The organism is Shinella pollutisoli (assembly GCF_024609765.1).
Classification (GTDB): Bacteria; Pseudomonadota; Alphaproteobacteria; order Rhizobiales; family Rhizobiaceae; genus Shinella; species Shinella pollutisoli.
On sequence record NZ_JANFDG010000012.1, the window covers coordinates 87,794 to 109,598 of the forward strand.

Consider the following 21,805-nt stretch of genomic DNA (forward strand, 5'->3'; position numbering starts at 1 on the left):
GCCCTCCTCCGGAAAACGACATGCGGGAGATCGCCGTGACCGACGACGCAAGGCAAATCCATCTCAACCTGTTCCTGCCGACCACCGGTCACCACGAGGCCTCGTGGCGCCATCGCGGCGCGCGCCCCGGCGAGATCTTCTCGCTGTCCTACTACCGGGAGATCGCGGCAATCGCCGAGCGCGGAAAATTCGACTCGCTGTTCCTGAGCGATCATCTCGCGGTCGGCCGGAACTACGAGTTCGGCCCGGGCGTCCACCTGGAGCCGCTGACCCTGCTCTCGGCGCTTGCCGCCACCACGTCGCGCATCGGCCTGATCGCCACCGCCTCCACGAGCTATACGGAACCCTACAACCTCGCCCGCCTCTTTGCCTCGCTCGATCACATCAGCGAGGGCCGCGCCGGCTGGAACATCGTCACCTCGTGGTCCGACGCCGCCTCGGGGAATTTCGGCCGCACCGAACGGGCCTCCCATACGGAGCGCTACGCGCGGGCGACGGAATTCGTCGAGGTCGTCACCAAGCTCTGGGACAGCTGGGAGGACGACGCGATCGTCGCCGACCGGGCAAGCGGCCTCTTCGCCGACCGCAACCGCATCCACGAGGTCGACCATGTCGGCCGGTATTTCAAGGTCAAGGGCGCGCTCGACGTCGCGCGCAGCCCGCAGGGCTATCCCGTCCTGCTGCAGGCCGGCTCCTCTGTGACCGGCCGCGCCTTCGCCGCGCGCTACGCCGAGGCGATCTTCACCGCGCAGCAGGACCTCGCGGAGGCGCAGGCCTTCTATGCCGACGTGAAGACCCAGGCCCGCAGCTACGGCCGCACGCCGGCCGACATCGTCATCCTGCCGGGCCTCGGGCCCATCGTCGGCGACACCGAGGCCGAGGCCCGCGAGATCGAGCGCGAGCTCAACGAGGCGACGATCCCGCAGGTCGGCCTTCGCCATATCGCCGCCCGTTTCGACGGCGCGGACCTGTCGTCCTACCCGCTCGACGGGCCGGTGCCGCTGCACGCGCTTCCGAGGCCCGACGACGTCCAGGGCGCCAAGAGCCGGTCGCAGCTCATCTACGACCTCATCGAGCGCGAGAAGAGCCTCACCCTGCGCCAGCTGCTCTGGCGGCTTGCCGGTGCGCGCGGCCACGGCACGGTGGTCGGCACGCCCGAGCAGGTGGCCGACCGCATCCTCGGCTGGGTGGACCGGAACGCCGCCGACGGCTTCAACATCATGCCGCCCTACCTGCCGGGATCGCTCGCCGACTTCGTCGACAAGGTCGTGCCGATCCTCCAGGACAGGGGGAGGTTCCGCCGCGACTACGACGGTCACACGCTGAGAGACCATTACGGGCTGCGCCGGCCGGCCAACCGCTTCACCGGCAGCCGGCTGGCATCGTGACCGCTTCCGCATCGACGACGCTCCGCGAGCTCGGGCATCTGCCGGGATACCCGGTCTATCTCCTGAGCCGCTTCGCGTTCCATCTCGTCACCCGCATGCTGGTCGTCGTGATCGGCTGGCACGTCTACGACCTCACCGGCGATCCGCTGCATCTCGGCCTCGTCGGGCTGGTCATGTTCGTGCCCGCGGCGACCGTCGGCATCTTCGCCGGGGACTGGGCCGACCGCTTCAACCGGGCCGTCCTCGTCGCCGCCGGCTTCCTGGCCGGCGGTGCCGCGGCCGCGGGGCTTCTCGTCCTCGCGCTCCGGCCCGACCCGGCGCTGGAAGCCGTCTATGCGCTGGCCCTCCTGTTCGGCGCCGCCGTCGCGCTGACGAAGCCGGCGCTCTGGGCGCTGCTGCCGCAGGTCGTCCCCGCGGAGCGGCTCGCCGCGGCCGTCAACATCTCGACGATCGGCGGCCAGTTCGCGACGATCACGGGACCGGCCGCAGGCGGCCTGCTGCTCCTCGCCGGGCCGGCCGCCGGCTATGCCGGGGTCGGCCTCGCCTCCCTCGCCGGCGCTGTGCTCGCCCTTCGCCTCGCGGCGCAGGCCCGCGTCCCCGAATTCGTGCCCGGCGCGGAGAGCGTGATGCAGCGGCTGACGGGGGGCCTCGCGCATATCCGCAACACGCCCGTCCTGTTCGGCATGATCCTGCTCGACCTCCTGGCCGTGCTGTTCGGCAGCGTCGTCGTGCTGCTGCCCGCCTTCGCGCGGGACGTGCTGGACGTCGGGCCGGCCGGTCTCGGCGTGCTGCGTGCGGCCCCCGCCGCCGGCGCGATCCTCACCGCCTTCGTCCTCGTGCGCGCCATGCCGCAGCGCAATGCCGGGGCGGCCATGCTCGGCTTCACGGCGCTCTTCGGGCTGTCCGTCCTCGTCTTCGCGCTGTCGCGGGATTTCGCGCTGTCCCTTGTCGCGCTCGGCATCAGCGGCGCGGCCGACACCGTCAGCGTCGTCATGCGCCACACCGTGCTGCAACTGGGCACGCCGGACGCGATACGGGGACGCGTGAGCGCCGCCTCGCAGATCTTCATCAGCGCCTCGAACGAGGTCGGCGATTTCCGCGCCGGCGCGGTCGCGGGCTGGCTCGGCGTCGTCCCGGCGGCGGCGATCGGCGGCGTCTGCACGATCCTCGTTGCCGCCCTGTGCGCCTGGCGCTTCCCCGCCCTGCGCAGGCTGACCGACACGGGCACGCTCTCCGCCGACATCCTCTCGGCGCAGGCGAAGCCCGGTCCCGCCCACTAGTCCAACGACCGTCAAGGAGAGGCCCATGACCGACCACGCGAATATCGAACCCGCCGGCTTCCTCGTCGACCGGACGTCCCAGCGCCGCCTCCGTCCGACGCCGGCCCTGCGCTTCGCGCCGGCCTCCGGCCGCCAGCGCGGGCGCCCGCTCGTTCCCCGCAAGATCTCGCCGGCCGCCCTGCTCTTCGGCCCGCTCGCCATGGTCGCGGTCTGGCAGCTGTCCTCGTCGCTCGGCTGGCTGCCGGAGAACATCCTCGCGGCCCCGGCGACGGTGCTCTCGGTCGGGACGGGGCTTGCGGCCGACGGCACGCTCGGAAAGCACTTCCTCGCCTCCGCCACGCGGGCCTATCTCGGCCTTGCCGTCGGCGTCGCGCTGGGCCTCGTCCTCGCCCTCCTCTCGGGCCTCACCCGGGTCGGCGAGGCCTCCATCGACGGCCTCGTGCAGATCAAGCGCGCCGTGCCGACGCTCGCCCTGATACCGCTCGCGATCCTCTGGCTCGGCATCGGCGAGGTGATGAAGATCACCATCATCGTCACGAGCGTCCTCGTGCCGGTCTACATCAACACGCACGCGGCGCTGCGCGGCATCGACATGCGCTATGTCGAGCTCGCCCGGACGACCGGCCTGACCCACCGGGAGTTCATCCGCCAGGTCGCGATCCCCGGCGCGCTGCCCGGCTTCTTCACGGGCCTGAGGCTTGCCGTCACCACCTGCTGGACGGCGCTCGTCGTGCTGGAGCAGATCAACACCACCAAGGGCATCGGCTACCTCATGAGCCGCGCGCGCGATTACGGGCAGACGGAGATCATCGTCGTCGGCCTCGTCATCTACGCGGTGCTCGGCCTCCTGTCCGACGCGCTGGTGCGGCTTCTCGAAAACCGCGCGCTCTCCTATCGAAAGGTGATCGGAACATGATCGCGGAGCCCATGCCGGCCACGGGCCACGACCAGCCGGTGCGCATCCGCAACCTCACCCGCGGCTTCGGCGGCCGCGTCGTGCTGAACGACGTCTCGCTCGACATCCCCGCCGGGGAGTTCGTGGCGCTGATCGGCAAGAGCGGCTCCGGCAAGAGCACCCTGCTGCGCGCGCTGGCGCAGCTCGACGACGACGCGGAAGGCGGCGGCACGATCGACGCACCGGAAAACCTCTCCGTGCTCTTCCAGGATTCCCGCCTCCTGCCCTGGCACACCGTGCTGGAGAACATCACGCTCGGGCTGCGCTCGCCGGACGCCCGCGCGCGGGCCCTGTCCGTGCTGGAGGACGTCGGCCTCGGCGGCCGCCAGGACGCCTGGCCGAACATGCTCTCCGGCGGCGAGCAGCAGCGCGTCGCGCTCGCCCGCTCGCTTGTGCGCCGGCCCGACCTCATCCTCGCCGACGAGCCCTTCGGCGCCCTTGACGCGCTGACGCGCATCCGCATGCACGGGCTTTTGACGCGGCTTGTCTCCATCTACCGGCCGACCGTGCTGCTCGTCACCCATGACGTCGACGAGGCGCTCTCGCTTGCCGACCGCGTCATGGTGATGGGCGAAGGCGAGATCGTCCTCGACCGCCGGGTCGGCCTCGCCAGGCCGCGCGTCAAGACCGACGGCGCCTTCGCAGACCTGCGCGCCGCGCTGCTGGGCGCGCTCGGCGTCGACGAATAGAGCCATCCCACATGACCGCCATCCCCGACGACAGCCTCGCCGCCCCGCGGCCGGCGCCGCGCAACCGAAACGTCATCGTTTTCAGCATCGCGCAATGCGCGAGCTTCACCGGCGCCTGGGGACAGAAGACGGCCGTCGGCTGGCTGACCTGGGAGCTGACGCAGTCGCCCGCCTGGGTCGGCGCAGTGGCGCTTTCCGATCTGATCGCGGCGTTCTGGGTGGCGCCGCTCGCCGGTGCGGTCGCCGACCGGAGCAACCCCTATCGCCTGATCTGGCTGACCCAGACGCTCACGGTCGTCAATTGCTGCGTCCTCTGGTTCCTCGTCGCGGCGGGGCTCGTCTCACCGTGGCCGCTGCTCGCCTGGGCCGTCGCCGACGCCACGTTCCAGGGCTTCAACCAGCCGGTGCGGATGATGGTGACCGGGACGCTCGCGCCCGAGGGACGGGTGTCGCAGGCGATCGCCGCCAATTCCATCGCCGTCAACGTCGCCCGCACCGCCGGCCCGGCGATCGCCGGCCTCCTCATCGTCCGGAGCGGGATCGAGAGCGTCTTCCTCTTCAACGCGCTTTCGTTCGCCGTCGTCTTCGCCGCCCTGCTGCATGTGCGGCGATGGATCGACCATCCCCCGCCCGCCGTCCGCGCCGCACGCCTTTCCGGCGACGTTCTCGCCGGTTTCCGCTACATCCGCACGGAGCCGCCGATCGCGATGCTGTTCGTGCTGACGCTGTCGTTCTCCCTGCTCGCCCGCCCCTTCACCGAGCTGTTCCCCGCGCTCGCCGGCGGCTCGTTCGGCGGCGGGCCGCAGATGCTGGCCATGCTGATGAGCGCGCAGGGGCTCGGCGCCTTCGTCGGGGCGAGCTGGATGCTGCGGCGCCAGAGCACGCCGGCGCTCGCGCGCACGAGCTATGCCGCGGCCCTCGGCATCGCCGCCGCGCTCGTCGTCTTCGCCCTTGCGCAATCCGCCCTGTTCGCCCTGCCGGCGATCGCGGTCGCCGGCCTGTTCCACGTCGTGTGCAACATCGCCATGCAGTCCATGGCCCAGTCGCTCAGCCTTGCCGCCATGCGCGGCCGGGTGCTGGCGCTCTACACGCTCGTCTTCCGCGCGGCCCCGGCGCTCGGCGCCTTCGTGCTCGGATGGCTCGCGGAATGGTTCGATCTCCAGACGATGATCGGCATCGCGGCGGGTCTCTTCGCAATGATCGTCTGCGCCGCCCTGCCGGCCGCCAGGCGGATCTATCTCGGCAAGCCGGCGTCGAACCGGCAGGGCCCGCCGGGATGAGCGATGCCGCACGGCCTTCCCCCGGGCCTCATGACCGCGGGTACCGGGCAAGGACGCGCTGAAGCTCGCGCTCGTGGAAAGCGCGCGCCTCCGGGCCTTCGGCGTCTCCCGTGAAGACGCCCAGGGCCGCGGCGGCCGCGAAGAACCCGCGGGCGGGCAGCCTCTGCTGCAACCGGCTGACGCAAAGCGCTGCAAGCAGCGGCCGCCCCTCCCCGACATCCTCCGCCATCAGCGCCTCGAGCGCCTGCGTGACGCGATGAATGGTTTGCGGCGGCGTCAGGCCGAGCCGGTCGGCGAGTTCCCTGTAGGTGACGAGGCTCCCGGTCCGGGCCTGATCGATGAGAACCGGACGCAGGCGGTCCTTCAGCATCCCGTGTCCGCCTCCGCTGTGCATGGCCTAAGCGGCAGCCCGCCACGCCGACACCCGGACGAGCCGGGGATCGTCGGCATGGTCGAGCAGCATGCGTGCCACCCGGTCCTGCCAGAGCGCGGCGAAACGCGCCTGCTCGTCCCCATTCGCAGAGCCCGCCGCGATCTTCGGAAAGAGCGCCTTCATCCCCGCGTCCGGCGGCACCTGCGACGTGTCGAGGTCGAGGACGACGCCGCGGCCGGTATCGCGCCGCCGCAGCGCCATGAGGCCGTCGACGGGCGCGTCGAAATGCAGGAGGTCGCGGCGCGCGAAGCGGCGGTCCATGCCGATGCCGCCGAAGCCGGTTTCCGCAGCCGCCCCCGTCAGCAGCGTGGCGACCGCGGCGACGACGCCGGTCGTGCCCTCGTCGCGCGCGTCGCGCATGTGGACCTCGATGCCGCCGCGCTCGGGCAGCTCGTCGCCGTAGAGGCGGGCGAGGCCGTTGCGGACCATCAGGTAGGCGCCGGCGACGGTCGGGCAGGAATGCCCGGCGAGCTTCACGGCGTCGGCATAGCAATAGGTGATGACGCCGCTCGCCGATGCGCCGAGGAACGACGCCAGCGGCTCGCGCAGCGTGACGGCCGGCACCTCGTCGAAGAAGCCGGGAAAGCCCGTGCGTGCCTCCGCGGCGCGTTCGTCGCGCGACGATCGGGTATCGGTTGCCTGCGGCATGGCGCTCACCTCTTTTCGTCCGCGGCGGGCCTGCGGCGGGTCCGTTCGCAATCCTCGAGCTCCATGACGACCCAGTTCGGGCAATCCCCGAGCCCCTGGCTGCCGATGGCCACCATCATCTCGAGGCACTCCGCGCGCTCGGCGGAGCGCGCCCTTTCGCGGCGGTCGGCGGTTTCGCGATCCGGCACCATGGTCGGCCTCCTTAAAGATGCATCCAGAATGCTTCTTTTACGAACGGACGCAAGGGCAAATTTGTCGCGCCCCACGCCGCGAACGGAATCCTCCGAGGACGCAGGCGGACGGAACGCAACGGCGGCGCCGGAGCCGGAACGGACGGCCATCACGAAAGGCGCCCCGATCCCCTCTTGCGCCCGATATTCTTTGCTGGCTTCTCGCGGCAAGATTGTGCAGGATGCGGCAAGAGGGCACCCGCAGGCGGCCGCCGGAAACGGCGCGCGGCGTGTTCGCCCGACAACCAAATGCCTCCGTTCAGGCCCACGCGGTTCCGGACGGAAAGAGGACGCCGGCCTTGAGGATCGAACCGCCAAAGCAAGAGGCAATCCATTGCCCCTATTGCCGCGCGGTGCTGGAAACGGGCGTGCTCTCCTGCCGCCATTGCGGCCGGGACCTGACGCCGGTCCTGCCGCTTCTGTCGCGCATATCGGCGCTGGAGACCCGTTTCGGCGAGCTCGAGGCATCGCTGAGAGCGGCCGGCCCGGCCCAGGCCCTGCTGCCCGCTCCCGCGGCCTGGCCGGCCGTCGAAAGGCCCGCCTCCGGCAGGCGGCGGCTCTGGTCGCTGCCGGCCGGTTTCGCCGCCCTCCTGCTTGCCTATGCCACGGTCGTCCTCTGGCTCGATCTCCCGCTTTCGGTTCTCCGGGCCTCGTCGATCGTCATCCCCTTCGCGGCGGGCTTCGCCTATCTCGGCACGCGGTACAAACTGCACCGGGTCGATGCGCTGGCGGCGGTCCTGTTCTCGGGCCTCGCGGTGTTCTCGATGAGCGCCCTGCTGGGCTTCGTGGACTCCATTCCGATCCTCCCGCAGGATACGGCCGAATGGCGCGAGACCATGTACTACATGTTCAGCATCGCCGCCTCGATGCTGTCCGGCATGCTGCTGCGCATGTCGATCATGGCGCTGGGCAGCCGCGGGCTGACCAGCCTGCCGCACTTGCGGCAGGGGCTCTTGAGCGTCAACAAGAGCATACCTCTGGACACGCTGAAGGCGATCGAGTTGATCGTCCTGCTCGCCGGCACGGTGATGTCGGCGATCGCCGGGCTCTTTGCAGGAATCATGGGGTTATCGGGATGACTTTACGATCGGGAATCCGGGCGGCGCTCGTGGCGGGCGCACTCCTTTCGGCAGGTGCCGCGCCCGCGGGCGCGACCGAGCCCGTCCAGCTCATCACGGCGGAGGAGGCCCGACTGCCGCCCTCCGAATCGGACGACACCGTCCGCAACATCACGCGCGGCCCGGGGATCGACGCCGTGTCGCCGTCCGCCGTCGGCGTGACGGGCACCTTCCGCTTCGCGGTGAAGTTCAAGCCGCGCAACGGCGTCGAGATCGATCCCGAGGCCGTGCGCGTCACCTATCTGCGCGAGCCGCACATCGACCTCACGGCGCGGCTCAGGGAATTCATATCCGCAGACGGCATCGAGGCGCCGGCCGTCGTCGTGCCGCCGGGAGAGCACGCCATCGCGATCGAGGCGGTCGACGTGGAAGGGCGCACCGGGCGCGGCCAGGTGATCCTGACGGTGAACCCCTAGGATAGGCGACGCCCGGCGCAGGCCGCCGCGCACCCTGCCGGAATGGCCGGGGCCGCTAGTCCTGCGCTTCGCCGGGCAGGATGCGGACGGCGGACGCGTCGCCGTAGGCGGCGGGCACCTGCTTGCCGTCGGTCAGGTCCGAAACGCGCGCGGCCGTCTCCCGCACCACCTCGTCGAGCGTCAGGCCCGGCGTCGACAGCGTCTGGAGCAGGGCGATCACGAAGGGGCTGTCCAGCCCGGTGCCGTCGGCCGCGGTCTTTCCGGGCTGGGTGGAATGGAGGACGACATTGTTCAGCGGCGGCACGGGCGACACGGCAAGGCCCATGTGCATCCTCTCCGGCACCGGATCCTGCGACGGGCGGGCGAGGCCGCGCGAGGCGGCGACCGCCTTCGCCTCGACGAACGGATCGTCCCGGCAGGCGTCGACGATGACGAGCGCACCGCGGCGCGCCTCGCTCGCCGCCGCCGTCAGGTCCTGCAGCGCGAGCGCCGTTGTTTGCAGTTCCGTCTCGTTTTCCAGCGCGGCGTCGACGGGAACGAGATAGTTGACGCCACCCGTCTCGACGCCGTGGCCGGCATAGAACACGATCACGATGTCGGCCTCGCGCGCCCGCCCGGCGATATAGGCGGGCAGGTCGATCAGGTTCCTGCGGTCGACGTCCTCGGCGATCTCCACTTCGTCGAAGCCCATGTCGGCCAGCCGGTTGGCGATCACGGTGGCGTCGCGCCGGGCGTTGGGCAGGCTCGGCAACTCGGTGTAGTTGCCCGAGCCGATGACGAAGGCGAGGCGCTTCAACCCGTCGGGCGACGGGTTTTCGGGCACGATACCGAATTCGAAGCCGGGCAGGAACTCCCCGGCGCGCCGCTGCAGGGCGGGCTGCGTCAAGCGCTTGAGCCGCCAGGCGGCGTCGTTGCGCTCCAGGAGGTTCGGGGTCGAGCGGGTGCCGTCGAGAATCTGCTCGTAGATGCCGATCGCCTTTTCCGTCTCCCCGCGCGCCTCGGCCGACCGTCCGAGCCCGAGCCGCCAGCGCCAGTCGCCGGGCGAGAGCTTCGCCGCCTCGTTGAAGAGGGTCTCGGCGGTATCGGGGTCCTTGAGGCTGTCGAGCGCGAGGTCGCCGGCGCGGATCAGCAGGTCGATGTTCATCGCGCCCGCGTCCTCGGCCGACATGTCGCCGGTCTCGCGCGTCGCCGCCAGCATGTCGTCGAACGCGGCCCTGAGATCGCCCGTCCGCATCTCGACTTCCGATTTCTGGATCAGCGCGAAGCGCCGGAAGGGCGAACCGAGGGCGATCGCCGCCGCCAGGTCCTCGCGCGCCTTCGCCAGGTGCCCCACCCGTCGCAGCAGGAGCGCGCGGGCGGTCAGCGCCGGGCCGGACTTCGGGTCGATCTCGAGGGCGCGATTGAGGTCCGCGAAGGCCGCGCCGGTATCGCCCCGGCGCTCGGCCTCCAGCGCCCGCTGCACGAAGGGCGTCGCGTCCGCGGGCGCGTCGCGCATCGCCGCCTCGATGTCGCCGGCGACGTCGTCCGGCTGCCCGACGGTCTGGTTTATCGTGACGCGCAGCGCAAGCGCCTCGCCCTTCAGGGGCCCTTCCAGCCCGATCGCTGTCTCGACGTCGGCAAGGGCCGCAGCCACGTCCTCCCGCGTCGGAAGCGTATATTCCGGCATCGAGCCGTCGGCGTTGAGATCCATGGCCATGCCCGCCTGCATCACCTGCAGAAAGCGCATGAGGCCGCGGAAGAACGCGGCCTTCTGCCGGTCCGGCTCGCTCGCGCTTCCCTCCAGCACGCGCGTGCAGGCGGCCTCCGCGCCGGCCAGCTGCTCCGCCGGCAGCATCGCCGTCTTGACGCGCTCGTCGGCGCAGACGGCCAGATCCGATGCCGTATCGGCACGCGCCACGGCAACGGCCTGGATCGCGCAAAGCAAAACGGCACCGCAGATTGTCCCGAGACGCATTGGCCACCCCCAAGGTTGAAGGAAGGATAGGCGGCTGCGTGACGCTGTCAATGACGGCGCCGTGGGCGAACACCGGGGCACATGCGAGAATAAACGGTTGCAGCGCCGCCGGACGATGCATAAGCTCCGGCGGCGGCCAGGACGCCGCTCAGATCACGAGGATGACATGGCAACCGGAACCGTTAAGTTTTTCAATCAGGACAAGGGCTTTGGCTTCATAACCCCCGACAATGGCGGACCGGACGTGTTCGTCCATGTGTCGGCAGTGCAGGCCGGGGAACCGCTGCGCGACGGGACGAAGGTCAGCTATGACATCGGCCAGGACCGCAAGACCGGGAAGTCGAAGGCGGAAAACGTCCGCTCGCTCTGACCGCGCTTCGGGGGCGGCAAGCCCGCAGACCCTTGTCGCCCTCCTTCCCATCACAGCATTCCCACGACCGCGAAAACAGACATGACGCTCGCCGTACCCGCCGCCGCGCGCTCCAGGACCCATCTTGCCGTGCTGGTGGTCCTCGGTCTCACGCATCTCCTCAACGATCTGATGCAGTCGCTGATCCCGGCGGCCTATCCGATCCTGAAGGACGCCTACGCTCTCGATTTCGTGCAGATCGGCATGATCACGATGACCTTCCAGATCGCCGGGTCGCTGCTGCAGCCGGCGATCGGCATGGTGACGGACAAGCATCCCGCGCCCTATTCGCCGGTGGTGGGGATGATGTTCACGCTCTCGGGCCTGGTCAGCCTCGCCTTCGCGCACAGCTATGCGGTGATCCTCGTCTCGGTCGGCCTGATCGGCATCGGGTCGTCGATCTTCCATCCCGAAGCGACGCGCATGGCGCGTTATGCGGCCGGCGGGCGGCAGGGACTGGCGCAGGGGCTCTTCCAGGTCGGCGGCCAGGCCGGAGGCGCGCTCGGCCCGGTCTTCGCGGCGCTGATCATCGTGCCCTGGGGCCAGCCGAGCCTTGCCTGGTTCGCGGTCCTCGCCCTGATGGCCATGGCGCTCCTGGTGTGGATCGGCAGCAAGCAGCGCCAGATCAGCGCCGAGTTCGCGGCGATGCGGGCGAACGGCAGGAAGACGGGCGGCGCGGCGAGCCACGCGCCGGCGACGATCGCCGTCGGGCTGGTGGTCCTGACGCTGCTAATGTTCACCAAGAACGCCTACGGCGAAAGCTTCCGGTCGTTCTACACCTTCTATCTCATGGAGAAGTTCGGCCTCTCCATCCCTTCCGCGCAGATGATGCTGTTCATCTTCCTGCTGGCCTCCGCCGCGGGAGCGCTTCTCGGCGGCATCGTCGGCGATCGGATCGGGCGTTACCGGATCATCTGGATCTCCGTCCTGGGGCCGCTTCCCCTGACGCTGATCCTGCCGCATGTCGATCTCTTCTGGACCGGCGTGCTGACGGTGCTGATCAACCTGATCATGGCGAGCGCCTTCGCCTCGATCCTGATCTACGCGATGGAGCTCTTGCCCCACCGCGTCGGGCTGATCGGCGGGCTGTTCTACGGCCTGAACTTCGGGCTCGGCGGCATCGCGGCGGCCCTTCTCGGGGTGCTTGCCGACAGCTACGGCGTCGAGACGGTCTACTCCATCTGCTCGTTCCTGCCGCTCGCGGGCCTTCTCGCCTGGTTCCTGCCGAAGATCGAGGAAACCGGCACGTAGGCCATATCCGCCCGCCTGCGGGCCGCACCCCTCCTGCGAAACCGCGCCAGGACCCTCCGCAAAGCACTGCCGGGGGTGGCTTCGTCCGCGCGCGGCGACGGGAAAGCCCTGCTCATTGACCCGCGTCAAACCCCGGTCCGCCGATGAGTGCATAATCGCACTGTCGACGCCGGTACGCAGACATTGAAGGCAATCGTCGAGACCGCCGCCGCCCGGGTTCGGGGCGGCAGCGGCCAGGTCCGACAAACGATTACGGAGGATTTTCGGCTTTGGCGGCGGTCACGCGGTGACCGGCGCAGGGGCGAGGCATGCCCGCGCGCGGGGCGGAATCCCGCCCAGCGTCACCCCCGCGTCGGCATATCTGCAACCGCATGCAACTTGCCATTCAAAGAAAATGCCGTATGGGTGGACACCAGCGTCAAGTGAGGTGATTTTCCAATCATTTCAAACACTTTGCTGCGAAAACAACACATCTTAGGACAGCAGAATCCACAGGTAGGGACAGGGAGGACGTCGCTTGCTAAAGGAGGTTGGAGGTGGTGAGCGTTATATCAGAAGCGCGGCTCTGCACGGTTTCGCGGAAACGGTGAGCCTTGCCGGATGGGATGCCGAAGCGTTCCTGGACGAGGCGGGGATTCCGGCGAATGTCCTGCACGGCGAGGAGACGCTGGTCTCCTGGCAGAAGCTCGGGCACCTGCTGGAGATCGCCGCGAGAGACTGCGAGAATCCGGCCTTCGGGCTGGAATGGGCGGTCCGCATGCCGCCGCCCTACGCGGGCGCCGGGCCGATCTCCCTGCTCGCGGGCCAGTCGAAAACGGTCGGCGGGTGGCTGGAAAGGACGATGCGCTACTGGCGGTTCCACACCAACGCCTTCAGCCTGCAGCTCGTCGAGGTCCCGCCGCCGCAGACGAAGCCGGCCGGCCGCGCTTCCCGCCGGGCGGTCGCCCTCCGGTTCGACAACCGCTACATCATGCGCCCCGGGCGGCAGCTGATGGAGTATATGCTGGGCGGCGCCCGCGCGATCATGGCGGGAATGGCCGACATAGACGACGGGATGTTCCTCGCCGTCCGCTTCCCGCACCTCGCGCCCATCGACCTCGATCCCTACCGCAAGGCGTTCCGCTGCCGGCTGGAGTTCAGCGCCGACCATTACGAGCTGGTCTTCGACCGCGCGGTGCTGGACCTGCCGCTCGCCGTCACCTCCACCGTGCTCTCCTCCTATTTCGGCGCGTTCCTGGAATACCAGATGCAGCGCCGGGAGCAGTACGACCAGACCATAACCGCGACCGTCAAGCTCGCCGTCGCCAGCCTGATGGGGACGGGGCTGTGCACCCTGGAATTCATCGCGGAAGCCATGGATATCAGCGCGAAGAAGCTGCAGCGGCTGCTCGCCCAGGAGGACACGTCCTTCTCCGAGGTGTGCAACATCGTGCGCCGCGACACGGCCTATCGCATGATCGCCGAGACCGACGCGCCGCTCGGAAGCGTGGCCGGCCTGCTCGACTATGCCTCGATCGTCCCGTTCTCCTACGCGTTCCGCCGCTGGAGCGGCTTCGCGCCGACCGCGTTCCGCAAGCAGGCCCGCCTGATCGAGGCGTCGCAGGCCTCGCTGCCGCGGGACTGGTGGCGCAGGATCTCGCCGCCCGTGGAACGCAAGCGCCAGCGTCGTCGCTAAGGACAGCCAAGTATATCGCTAAGGACACAACTCTAAAACTTGAAGGAATTCATTAACATCTCGGTCGCGTAATCGTCTTCATAAGAGGAACAGCTACGCCTTGCGACAGATTCGGGATCGGCAAGGGCTTTGGGGGACATTCCATGAAGACTTCAAGCGTGGACAACGCGTTCATCACGCACGCCCATAATAAACATGCAAGGGCATCCGGAAGACAGATAAGCCTCAAGGCGTCACTGCTTATCATACTTTCCCTGTTTGTTGCCGGTCTGCTTCTGGTGGCCTCGATAAACCTGCGCTCGGCCTGGACGTCGACGGCGGCCGCAGGGGCGATGCGCTCCAACAACGACATCGGCGACCTGTTCCTCGAAAGCGCCGGGGCGCTCGCGGCCGAGCGGGGCTTCACCAACGGGCCGCTCAACGCCGCGGCCCCTGCCGACGCCCAGGTCGCCGCGCAGATCGCGACGCTTCGCCAGCGGGCCGACGCGGCGATCCTGCGCGCGATGGAGGCGATCGCCGCCGGTGCCGATTTCACCGGCCGCGACAAGCTCCTCGCGCGGGTTCAGGCGGACCATTCCCGGCTGCTCGCGCTCCGCCAGGACGTCGACCGCCAGATGGCCCTGCGGGGGCCGGAACGGGACCGCGAGATCGTCAGGAGCTGGGTGCCGACAGCGACGATGCTCATCATGTCGTCGCAGGAGCTGCGGATCGCCGCGCAGATCGTGCCGGCGAACGCGCTCGCCCGCTCGCAGCTGATGCTCGACCTGAAGCAGGCCATGTGGGTGATGAGCGAATATGCCGGGCGCGAACGGGCCGCGATCGCCGCGATCATCGCCCGCAGCGGCGCGATCGAGGCCGCGGACCTGACCGCGCTTGCCGAATACCGCGGGCGGCTGGAGCAGTCCTGGGGACTGGTCGAATCCTATGCCGGCCGCGACTTCGCCAACAAGGGCATCCTGACCGCCATCGCCGCCGCACGCGCCGAATTCTTCGGCAGCTACGAGCAGGTGCGCAAGGACGTCTACGCCGCCGGCACGGCCGGCGCGGGCTATTCCATGAGCAGCGAGGAATGGATCGCGGCCGCCACGCGCGGCATCGACAGCCTGCTTGCGCTGTCCGACAGCGTCAGCACGGCGGCGCACGCCTATATCGGCACGGTCGAGGACGACGGCCGCTTCGGCGTCGCCGTCAGCATCGGGGTGCTGGTCGCGGCGATCGCGCTCGGCGCCTTCTCCTTCTTCATCGTCATCACCCGGATCACCCGGCCGATCGAGCGGCTGACCGGCACGATGGCGCGGCTGGCGGCCGGCGATCTCGATGCGCCGCTGCCGCCTGCCCGCCGCCGCGACGAGATCGGCCGGATGATCGCGGCGGTCGCCGTGTTCCGCGACGCCGGGCTGGAGAACCGCCGCCTGGAGGCCGAGGCCGAGGACGGCCGCAACCGCTCCGAGGACGAGCGCCGCGAGCGCGAGCAGCAGAAGGCGCTGGAAGCGCAGCAGCTGCAGCATGCCATCGAATCGATCGGCACCGGCCTCGTGCGGCTCGCCGAGGGCGACGTCGCCCAGCGCATCACCACGCCCTTCGCCGGCGAGCTCGACAAGCTGCGGACGGATTTCAACGGTTCCGTCGCCAAGCTCGAGCAGGCACTGATCTCGGTCGGCGAGAGCGCACGCGCCATCCATTCCGGCTCGCAGGAGATCAGCGCGGCGACCAACGACCTGGCGCAGCGCACGGAGCGGCAGGCAGCCTCCGTCGAGGAGACGGCCGCCGCCGTCGAAGAGATGACCGCCAACCTGCGCGAATCGAGCAAGCGGGCAAGCGAGGCGGGCACCCTGTCGAGCAAGGCGCGCGAGCACGCCGAGATGTCCGGCGCAGTGGTCGACCGGGCGGTCGCCGCCATGGACAGGATCTCCGCCTCCTCGCGCGAGATCGGCAGCATCATCGCGCTCATCGACGAGATCGCCTTCCAGACCAACCTGCTCGCGCTCAATGCGGGCGTGGAGGCGGCCCGCGCCGGCGAGGCCGGCAAGGGCTTCGCCGTCGTCGCCCAGGAGGTGCGCGAGCTCGCCCAGCGCTCGGCGACCGCCGCCAAGGAGATCAAGACCCTGGTCACCAGCTCGGCCGGGCAGATCGAGGCCGGCGTCGCCCTCGTCGGCGAGACCGGCGAGGCGCTGAAGGCGATCGTCGCCGAGGTCTTGGAGGTCAACCGCCACGTCGCGGCGATCGTCGAGGCGGCGCGCGAGCAGTCCGTCGGGCTGGAGGAGATCAACAGCGCCGTCTCCGAGATGGAGCAGAACGCGCAGCACAATGCCGCCATGGTCGAGGAATCCTCCGCCGCCGCCCACAACCTCACCAGCGAGGCCGCCGGGCTCAACAGGATGCTGGCCCAGTTCCGGCTGGGCGAAGGCGGCGCGCCCACGGCCTCCGCGCCGGCGAAGGAGGTGCAGTCCCCCGCCCGCGCCCTGATGCGCAGGATCGGCAGCAGCTTTGCCGGCGGCGGCGCGGCGGCAGTGAAGGACGAGTGGGAGGAATTCTGACGCACGGCCCCGGCCATTCCTCACCGCTGCTTCAGACAGGAGACAGAAATGTCGCCCCACCATTCTTCCCACGCTCAGGGTCTTTCGCTGACGGACGAGGGAGGCGCTCCGCCCCGCCCCCTCATGAGCGCCGCGCTTGCCGCACAGGCCGGTCCGCTTCATATCGTCGATAATGCCGGCCTCCCCGGCCGGGCGCTCACAAGCCTTCACGGCCTCCATGACGAGGCCGTCCGTCGGCAGCTCGCCGGCATGCAGGCCGAGCTCGACGCCTACAAGGCAGCGCTCGACCAGCACGCGATCGTCGCCATCACCGACCCCTCGGGCCGGATCACCCACGTGAACCAGCCCTTCTGCGCCATCTCGGGCTATACGAGCGAAGAGCTGGTCGGCCAGCGCCACAACATCGTCAATTCCGGCCACCACCCGCGCAGCTTCTTCGTCGAGATGTGGCAGAAGATCGCCCGGGGCGGGGTCTGGCGGGCGGAAATCTGCAACCGGGCGAAGACCGGCGACCTCTACTGGGTCGACACGACGATCGTCCCCTTCCGCCACGAGACGGAGAAGATCGGCGGCTTCGTGTCGATCCGCTACGACATCACCAAGCGCAAGCAGGCCGAGGCGCTGCTGCTCGACATCCTCGAGACGATCCCGGGCGGCGTCGCCGCGTTCGACGAGGAGGAGAAGCTGATCCTCTTCAACGAGGCCTATCGCGACTACCATGCCGGCATCGCCGACAGGCTCACGCTCGGCATGCGGTTCGAGGAGATCGTCGACCTCGTCGTCGAGCGCGAGCAGGTGCGGCTCGCGAGCACGAGCCCGGAGCGCAAGGCGGCCTGGAAGGAGACCCGGATCCGCGCCTTCCGCAGGCCGACGCGGCCGCACACCCAGCAGCTTGCCGACGGCACCTGGCTGCAGGTGCAGGAGCGCCGGTCGGCCTCAGGCAACACCGTGAGCGTGCGCACGGACATCACGGAGCTGAAGAACGCCGAGTTCACGATCAAGAAGCAGGCCGAGCACGATTCGCTCACCGGCCTCTACAATCGCTCCGTGCTTGCGGAGGCGCTCGAACGCGCCTGCGAGCGATCGAAGCGGACGGGGCAGTCCGCCGCCCTCGTCATCGCCGACCTCGACGGCTTCAAATGGGTGAACGACACGCTGGGCCACGCCGCCGGCGACCGGCTCCTCGTCGAGATCGCCGGTCGGCTGCAGGCGACGCTGCGCGCGAGCGACATCGCCGTGCGGCTCGGCGGCGACGAGTTCGCCTTCATCCTGTCGCGGGTCTCCGGGCATGCGGCGGTCGAAAGGCTGATGAAGCGCGTGGTGCGGGCGGTGAAGGCGCCGCTCACCATCGCCGCGCGCACGATCGAGCCGCGCTGCAGCTTCGGCATCTGCCTCTTCCCGGACCAGGCGCGCTCGAAGGACGAGCTGATGCGGAGCGCCGACATCGCCCTCTACGAGGCGAAGGCGACGAACCGCGGCGGCTACCGGGTCTTCCACACCGGCATGCGGCGCAAGGTCGAGGAGCGCGAGCGGCTGGCCGCCAGGCTGAAGGCCGACATCGGCGCGGGACGCGTCGACATCGCCCTTCAGCCGCAGGTCAGCCTCGTGGACGGCAGCCATATCGGCTTCGAGGTGCTCGCCCGCTGGAGCCGCGCCGGCCGGCACGTGCCGCCGCAGACCTTCATCCCGGTCGCCGAGGAGACGGGACTGATCGTCGACCTCGGCCGGGCGGTCACCGAGCGGGCCCTGGCGGCGGCGCGGCGGATGCGGGACGACGGCTTCGACTACGGCGTGATCGCGGTCAACGTCGCGGCGGCGCAGCTGCGGACCGACGACTTCGTCGAGCAGATCGCGGCCTGCCTCGCGCGCCACGACATCGCGCCGTCCTCCTTCGAGATCGAGATCACCGAGAACGTCCTCCTCGACCGGGCGCCGGAGAAGATCCTGAGCGCGCTGGTCGGGCTCAAGCAACTCGGCGTGCTGATCGCGCTCGACGATTTCGGGACCGGCTACGCCTCCCTCACCCATCTCAAGCAGTTCCCCGTCGACCGCCTGAAGATCGACCGCTCCTTCGTGCGCGACAGCACGAGCGATCCCGGCGATGCGGCGATCTGCAGGGCGACCATCGGCCTTGCCCACAGCCTCGGCCTGAAGGTGGTCGCGGAAGGCATCGAGACCGAGGAGCAACGCGGATTCCTGGCGAGCCAGGGCTGCGACTTCGGCCAGGGATACCTGTTCGGCAAGCCGCTCCAGGGCACGGCCCTCGCGCAATATATCGACGCGCGCCCGGCGTCCGGATGCCGCCGCATGACATGACCGGACGGAGCGGAGGCGCGAAGGCCGCGCCTCAGCCGGCCCGCAAGATCCGGCGGCGGGCCGCCAGGCCGAGCACGGCACCCAGCGTGCAGAAGACGAGGAAGACCCAGCCCGAGACGGCGCCGGCCTGGATGCCGGACAGCAGGACGCCGACGGTGCAGCCGAGGCCCGTCATCGCTCCCCATCCCATCAGCACGCCGCCGGCAAAGCGCGCGGCCAGGCCGGATAGGCCCGGCCACGACGGCCTGAAGCGCCCCGCCGCCAGGGCGGCGGCGAAGCTCGCCAGCACCATCCCGGCAACGAAGAGACCGTTGGGCGATAGCAGCGCCGCCTTCACCGCGCTGACGCAGCCGCGAACCGTGTCCAGCCCGACGAGGGTCTCCGGAACGAGGCCCAGCGACAATCCTCCCGTGCGCACGAGGCTGCCCAGCTCCGCCGTCACGCCGAGAGGCGCCACGCGCAGATAGGCGAAGGCACCGATCGCGGCGACCAGCAGCCCCGTCACGACCGGGGGCCAGCGCCGGACGAAGATCGCCTCGTACGGCGAAGCGGCGTGCGGCTCGCTCTTCGGCGCCGGCCGGGCGCTGCGGAGAACCAGCCATGCTATCGATCCGAGGACAAGCAGGCCGGCGAGCGTGGCGCCGGCATAGCCGGCGATGCCGGGAAGCCAGATCGGCGGGTCGTCGAACACCGTCAGGGTGTAGAGCCTGTTCCAGGTCGAAAAGCCGATCAGGAAGCCCGCGGCGGCGCCGAGGAGGGCGGCGATCGAGCCGAAGGCGCCCTCCCCCAGCCGGTAGAGATGCGCCGAGAGGCAGGAGCCGGAGACGGCCATGCCGAGGCCGAAGGTGAAGGCGGCGGCCGCGAGCACCGGCCCGACGGGACCGACATGGGCGTTGGGCGGCAGGCGGTCCGGCTGCGGCACCGGCACCCAGGCCCCGAGCACGGCCTGGTAGAGGACGATCCCGGCGGCGAGCGCCACCAGGACGGCGATCACGCCCGACGCATCCCGCTCCTCGACGAAGTCGCGCAGGTTGCACAGGAAGCAGAACCGGCCCCGTTGCAGGACGATGCCGAACGCAGCGCCGGCGACGAGCGAGAAGGAGAGAGCCCGCCCGCCGGCATCCTGCGCCAGCCAGATGCTCCAGGCGAGGACGAGGACGAGCACCGACAGGCAAAGAAGGCGGGCAGCGATGGGAGACATGGCGATCCGGCGGCTCGAAATGAAAATGCGGGCGGACCTGGGAGGTCGTCCGCCCGCGTCGGCATCCCGCGCGGCGCGAGCGCCGCGCCTCGGGAATCGCCGTTATTTCCCGGTCCAGATCGTGCCGGCGATGTTGTTCACCGGCACGCCGACGGCGTTGCCGTATTCGGTCCAGGAACCGTCGTAGTTGCGCACGTCGTAGCCGAGGATCTTCTTCAGCGCGAACCAGGTATGGCTCGATCGCTCGCCGATGCGGCAATAGGTGATGACGGGCGTCGAGCCGTCGACGCCCTTCTCCGCATAGATCGCCCTGATCTCGTCGGCGGATTTGAAGGTGCCGTCCTCGTTGACGATCCTGCCCCACGGAACGTTGACGGCCCCCGGGATGTGGCCTGCGCGCACCGACAGTTCCTTCACGCCCTCAGGCGCGAAGATCTTGCCCTCGTATTCGTCGGCCGAGCGGATATCGACGAGCTTGATGTCGTGCTTGCCCTCCGCGACCGCGACGACGTCGACGAAGCGCGCGCGCACGGAATTGTCGCGCTCGGCGAGCGTCAGGGTGGAATCGGCATGGTCCGGAACCGCGGTGTCGAGCGGCAGGCCCTGCGCTTCCCAGAGCTTGCGCCCGCCGTCGAGCAGCCTGACCTGGCTGCCGAGGCCGTAGACCTCGAACACCCATGCGCCCCAGGCGGCGAACCAGTTGTTGTTGTCGCCGTAGAGGACGATCGTCGTGTCCTTGTCGACGCCGGCGTCGCGCAGGACCTTCTCGAAGGCCTCGCGGCTGGCGATGTCCCGCTTCTGCGGATCGACGAGATCGGTGTGCCAGTCGAGATGGGCGGCGCCTGGAATATGGCCGCGCTCGTAGACGCCGGTATCGACGCTGACCTCGAAGACGCGGACCTTCGGGTTCGACAGATTGTCCTGCAGCCATTTCGCATCGACCAGCGCATCCGACGCCGATGCCTGTCCGGCGAGAAGCGTCATCGCCGAAGCGACGGCCGAAAAAATCTTAATGCCCCGGATTCCCGTCATGTCATTGCTCCCCTAAGCGCGATATCAGACGGCAGGAGCATCGCTCGCTTCGGAGCCGCCCGGAAGGCAGAGTATTCTATAATTTTTGTAGAATTTAGACGCGCTTACTCTCCGTCCGGCGACGGCCCGGAGACCGGCCGGCTCAGATCATGTATTCCGGCTCGCTGAGCGTCTGGTCCATGGTCACGCCCGGCAGGGCCGTATGCGGCTTGCCCACGGGCCTCGCCGGAACGCCGACAACGGAGGTATAGGGCGCGACGGGGGTGACGACGACGCTGCCCGCGCCGACCTTGGCGCCGATGCCGACCTCGATGTTGCCGAGGATCTTCGCGCCCGCGCCGATCAGCACGCCGCGGCGCACCTTCGGGTGGCGGTCGCCGGTCTCCTTGCCCGTTCCGCCCAGCGTCACGTTCTGGAGGATGGAGACCTCGTCCTCCACGACCGCCGTCTCGCCGATGACGAGGCCGCTGCCGTGATCGAGCATGATGCCGCGACCCATCACCGCGGCGGGGTGGATATCGATCGCGAAGGCCTCCGAGATCCGGCTCTGGACGTGGCGGGCGAGGTGGCGGCGCCCCGTCGTCCACAGCCAGTGGCCGACGCGATAGGCCTGCAGCGCGGAGAACCCCTTGAAGTAGAGGAACGGCGTCAGGACCTCGGTATTACAGGGATCGCGGTCCTTTACGGCCTCGAGATCGGCTGCCGCCGCCCCGAGCAGGCCCGGCCTGTCGGTATAGGCGCCGTGGATCAGCGCGAGCAGCTCGTCGCGGTCGACGTCGTGGTCGGAAAGCTTGATCGCCAGGCGGTGCGAGAGCGCGTGGCCGAAACTCGCGTGCATCAGCACCGCCGAGTTCATCGCGCGCGCCAGCGCCTGGTCGCGCTGGGCCGCGGCACCCGCCTCCTGCCGCAGGGTCTCCCAGAGCGCGGCGACGGCACCGCGGGCGGCGTCCTCGACGGGAAGGAAAACGACGTTGTTCTCGTGTCCGGGCATGG

The 21,805-nt window shown here is 69.5% G+C and carries 19 protein-coding genes; 12 read left to right on the forward strand and 7 right to left on the reverse strand.

All coding sequences use genetic code 11. The features are described 5' to 3' along the window. Positions 1-20 precede the first annotated feature (20 nt). The 5 genes from NNZ72_RS11620 to NNZ72_RS11640 are packed head-to-tail and all read left to right on the forward strand — an operon-like array spanning position 21 to position 5,592. A complete protein-coding gene (locus NNZ72_RS11620; protein ID WP_257315481.1) occupies positions 21-1,388 on the forward strand; it encodes an LLM class flavin-dependent oxidoreductase in 1,368 nt (455 codons plus the stop codon). Continuing rightward, positions 1,385-2,668 carry an MFS transporter gene (locus tag NNZ72_RS11625; RefSeq protein ID WP_257315482.1) on the forward strand — a complete coding sequence of 428 codons (1,284 nt, stop codon included), beginning with the start codon at positions 1,385-1,387 and terminating at the stop codon, positions 2,666-2,668. Before NNZ72_RS11620 ends, NNZ72_RS11625 begins: the two co-directional genes overlap by 4 nt. A 25-nt stretch (positions 2,669-2,693) precedes the next feature. Next, positions 2,694-3,584, forward strand: a complete 891-nt coding sequence (locus NNZ72_RS11630; protein ID WP_257315483.1) for an ABC transporter permease — start codon at positions 2,694-2,696, stop codon at positions 3,582-3,584. Beyond that, positions 3,581-4,312, forward strand: a complete 732-nt coding sequence (locus NNZ72_RS11635; protein ID WP_257315484.1) for an ABC transporter ATP-binding protein — start codon at positions 3,581-3,583, stop codon at positions 4,310-4,312. The genes NNZ72_RS11630 and NNZ72_RS11635 overlap by 4 nt, the downstream gene beginning before the upstream one ends. A gap of 11 nt (positions 4,313-4,323) precedes the next feature. After that, complete coding sequence (locus NNZ72_RS11640; RefSeq protein ID WP_257315485.1) at positions 4,324-5,592, forward strand: MFS transporter; 1,269 nt, start codon at positions 4,324-4,326, stop codon at positions 5,590-5,592. Positions 5,593-5,620: 28 nt separating this feature from the next. Here NNZ72_RS11640 and NNZ72_RS11645 read toward each other — a convergent pair whose 3' ends face one another. From NNZ72_RS11645 to NNZ72_RS11655, 3 genes are read right to left on the reverse strand one after another with little or no spacing between them, the layout of a single operon-like run. Beyond that, positions 5,621-5,962, reverse strand: coding sequence for a hypothetical protein (locus NNZ72_RS11645; protein WP_257315486.1), 342 nt, complete (start codon positions 5,960-5,962; stop codon positions 5,621-5,623). A gap of 27 nt (positions 5,963-5,989) precedes the next feature. Beyond that, positions 5,990-6,673, reverse strand: a complete 684-nt coding sequence (locus tag NNZ72_RS11650; protein WP_257315487.1) for a hypothetical protein — start codon at positions 6,671-6,673, stop codon at positions 5,990-5,992. Positions 6,674-6,678: 5 nt separating this feature from the next. Further along, complete coding sequence (locus NNZ72_RS11655) at positions 6,679-6,864, reverse strand: hypothetical protein (RefSeq protein ID WP_257315488.1); 186 nt, start codon at positions 6,862-6,864, stop codon at positions 6,679-6,681. A gap of 338 nt (positions 6,865-7,202) precedes the next feature. Between NNZ72_RS11655 and NNZ72_RS11660 the strand changes: the two genes are divergently transcribed. After that, positions 7,203-7,982, forward strand: a complete 780-nt coding sequence (locus NNZ72_RS11660; protein WP_257315489.1) for a zinc ribbon domain-containing protein — start codon at positions 7,203-7,205, stop codon at positions 7,980-7,982. A gap of 29 nt (positions 7,983-8,011) precedes the next feature. After that, a complete protein-coding gene (locus NNZ72_RS11665) occupies positions 8,012-8,437 on the forward strand; it encodes a hypothetical protein (protein ID WP_257315490.1) in 426 nt (141 codons plus the stop codon). A gap of 55 nt (positions 8,438-8,492) precedes the next feature. Here the strand turns inward: NNZ72_RS11665 and NNZ72_RS11670 are convergent, their stop codons facing one another. After that, positions 8,493-10,334: a caspase family protein gene (locus tag NNZ72_RS11670; RefSeq protein ID WP_257315491.1), complete on the reverse strand. Its 1,842-nt coding sequence runs from the start codon at positions 10,332-10,334 to the stop codon at positions 8,493-8,495. 223 nt (positions 10,335-10,557) lie between these two features. Between NNZ72_RS11670 and NNZ72_RS11675 the strand changes: the two genes are divergently transcribed. From NNZ72_RS11675 to NNZ72_RS11695, 5 genes are all read left to right on the forward strand, one after another. Continuing rightward, complete coding sequence (locus NNZ72_RS11675) at positions 10,558-10,761, forward strand: cold-shock protein (protein WP_257315492.1); 204 nt, start codon at positions 10,558-10,560, stop codon at positions 10,759-10,761. A gap of 81 nt (positions 10,762-10,842) precedes the next feature. Continuing rightward, positions 10,843-12,051, forward strand: coding sequence for an MFS transporter (locus NNZ72_RS11680; RefSeq protein ID WP_257315493.1), 1,209 nt, complete (start codon positions 10,843-10,845; stop codon positions 12,049-12,051). A 586-nt stretch (positions 12,052-12,637) separates the two neighbouring features. Next, positions 12,638-13,726 (forward strand): AraC family transcriptional regulator, encoded by a 1,089-nt coding sequence (locus tag NNZ72_RS11685; RefSeq protein WP_257315494.1) that lies wholly within the window; start codon positions 12,638-12,640, stop codon positions 13,724-13,726. A gap of 278 nt (positions 13,727-14,004) precedes the next feature. Next, a complete protein-coding gene (locus tag NNZ72_RS11690; RefSeq protein ID WP_371747751.1) occupies positions 14,005-16,263 on the forward strand; it encodes a methyl-accepting chemotaxis protein in 2,259 nt (752 codons plus the stop codon). Between the two features lie 48 nt (positions 16,264-16,311). Next, entirely contained in the window at positions 16,312-18,579 is a 2,268-nt protein-coding gene (locus NNZ72_RS11695) for a sensor domain-containing protein (protein ID WP_257315495.1), read from the forward strand. Positions 18,580-18,610: 31 nt separating this feature from the next. On the opposite strand, the gene NNZ72_RS11700 is transcribed toward NNZ72_RS11695, so the two are convergent. The 3 genes from NNZ72_RS11700 to cysE all read right to left on the reverse strand — a co-directional run bounded on the left by NNZ72_RS11700 (position 18,611) and on the right by cysE (position 21,803). Beyond that, entirely contained in the window at positions 18,611-19,780 is a 1,170-nt protein-coding gene (locus tag NNZ72_RS11700) for a YeeE/YedE family protein (RefSeq protein ID WP_257315496.1), read from the reverse strand. Positions 19,781-19,882: 102 nt separating this feature from the next. Next, on the reverse strand, positions 19,883-20,764 hold the full coding sequence (locus NNZ72_RS11705) for a sulfurtransferase (RefSeq protein ID WP_257315531.1): 882 nt from the start codon (positions 20,762-20,764) through the stop codon (positions 19,883-19,885). Positions 20,765-20,954: 190 nt separating this feature from the next. Further along, positions 20,955-21,803: a serine O-acetyltransferase gene (gene cysE / locus NNZ72_RS11715; protein ID WP_306766281.1), complete on the reverse strand. Its 849-nt coding sequence runs from the start codon at positions 21,801-21,803 to the stop codon at positions 20,955-20,957. Positions 21,804-21,805 lie beyond the last annotated feature (2 nt).

Bases quoted from the DNA above. Each gene is read 5' to 3' on its own strand.
- NNZ72_RS11620 (WP_257315481.1), top strand. From the start codon at position 21: ATGCGGGAGATCGCCGTGACCGACGACGCAAGGCAAATCCATCTCAAC.
- NNZ72_RS11630 (WP_257315483.1), top strand. From the start codon at position 2,694: ATGACCGACCACGCGAATATCGAACCCGCCGGCTTCCTCGTCGACCGG.
- NNZ72_RS11635 (WP_257315484.1), top strand. From the start codon at position 3,581: ATGATCGCGGAGCCCATGCCGGCCACGGGCCACGACCAGCCGGTGCGC.
- NNZ72_RS11640 (WP_257315485.1), top strand. From the start codon at position 4,324: ATGACCGCCATCCCCGACGACAGCCTCGCCGCCCCGCGGCCGGCGCCG.
- NNZ72_RS11645 (WP_257315486.1), bottom strand. From the start codon at position 5,962: ATGCTGAAGGACCGCCTGCGTCCGGTTCTCATCGATCAGGCCCGGACC.
- NNZ72_RS11650 (WP_257315487.1), bottom strand. From the start codon at position 6,673: ATGCCGCAGGCAACCGATACCCGATCGTCGCGCGACGAACGCGCCGCG.
- NNZ72_RS11655 (WP_257315488.1), bottom strand. From the start codon at position 6,864: ATGGTGCCGGATCGCGAAACCGCCGACCGCCGCGAAAGGGCGCGCTCC.
- NNZ72_RS11675 (WP_257315492.1), top strand. From the start codon at position 10,558: ATGGCAACCGGAACCGTTAAGTTTTTCAATCAGGACAAGGGCTTTGGC.
- NNZ72_RS11680 (WP_257315493.1), top strand. From the start codon at position 10,843: ATGACGCTCGCCGTACCCGCCGCCGCGCGCTCCAGGACCCATCTTGCC.
- NNZ72_RS11695 (WP_257315495.1), top strand. From the start codon at position 16,312: ATGTCGCCCCACCATTCTTCCCACGCTCAGGGTCTTTCGCTGACGGAC.
- NNZ72_RS11700 (WP_257315496.1), bottom strand. From the start codon at position 19,780: ATGTCTCCCATCGCTGCCCGCCTTCTTTGCCTGTCGGTGCTCGTCCTC.
- NNZ72_RS11705 (WP_257315531.1), bottom strand. From the start codon at position 20,764: ATGACGCTTCTCGCCGGACAGGCATCGGCGTCGGATGCGCTGGTCGAT.
- cysE (WP_306766281.1), bottom strand. From the start codon at position 21,803: ATGCCCGGACACGAGAACAACGTCGTTTTCCTTCCCGTCGAGGACGCC.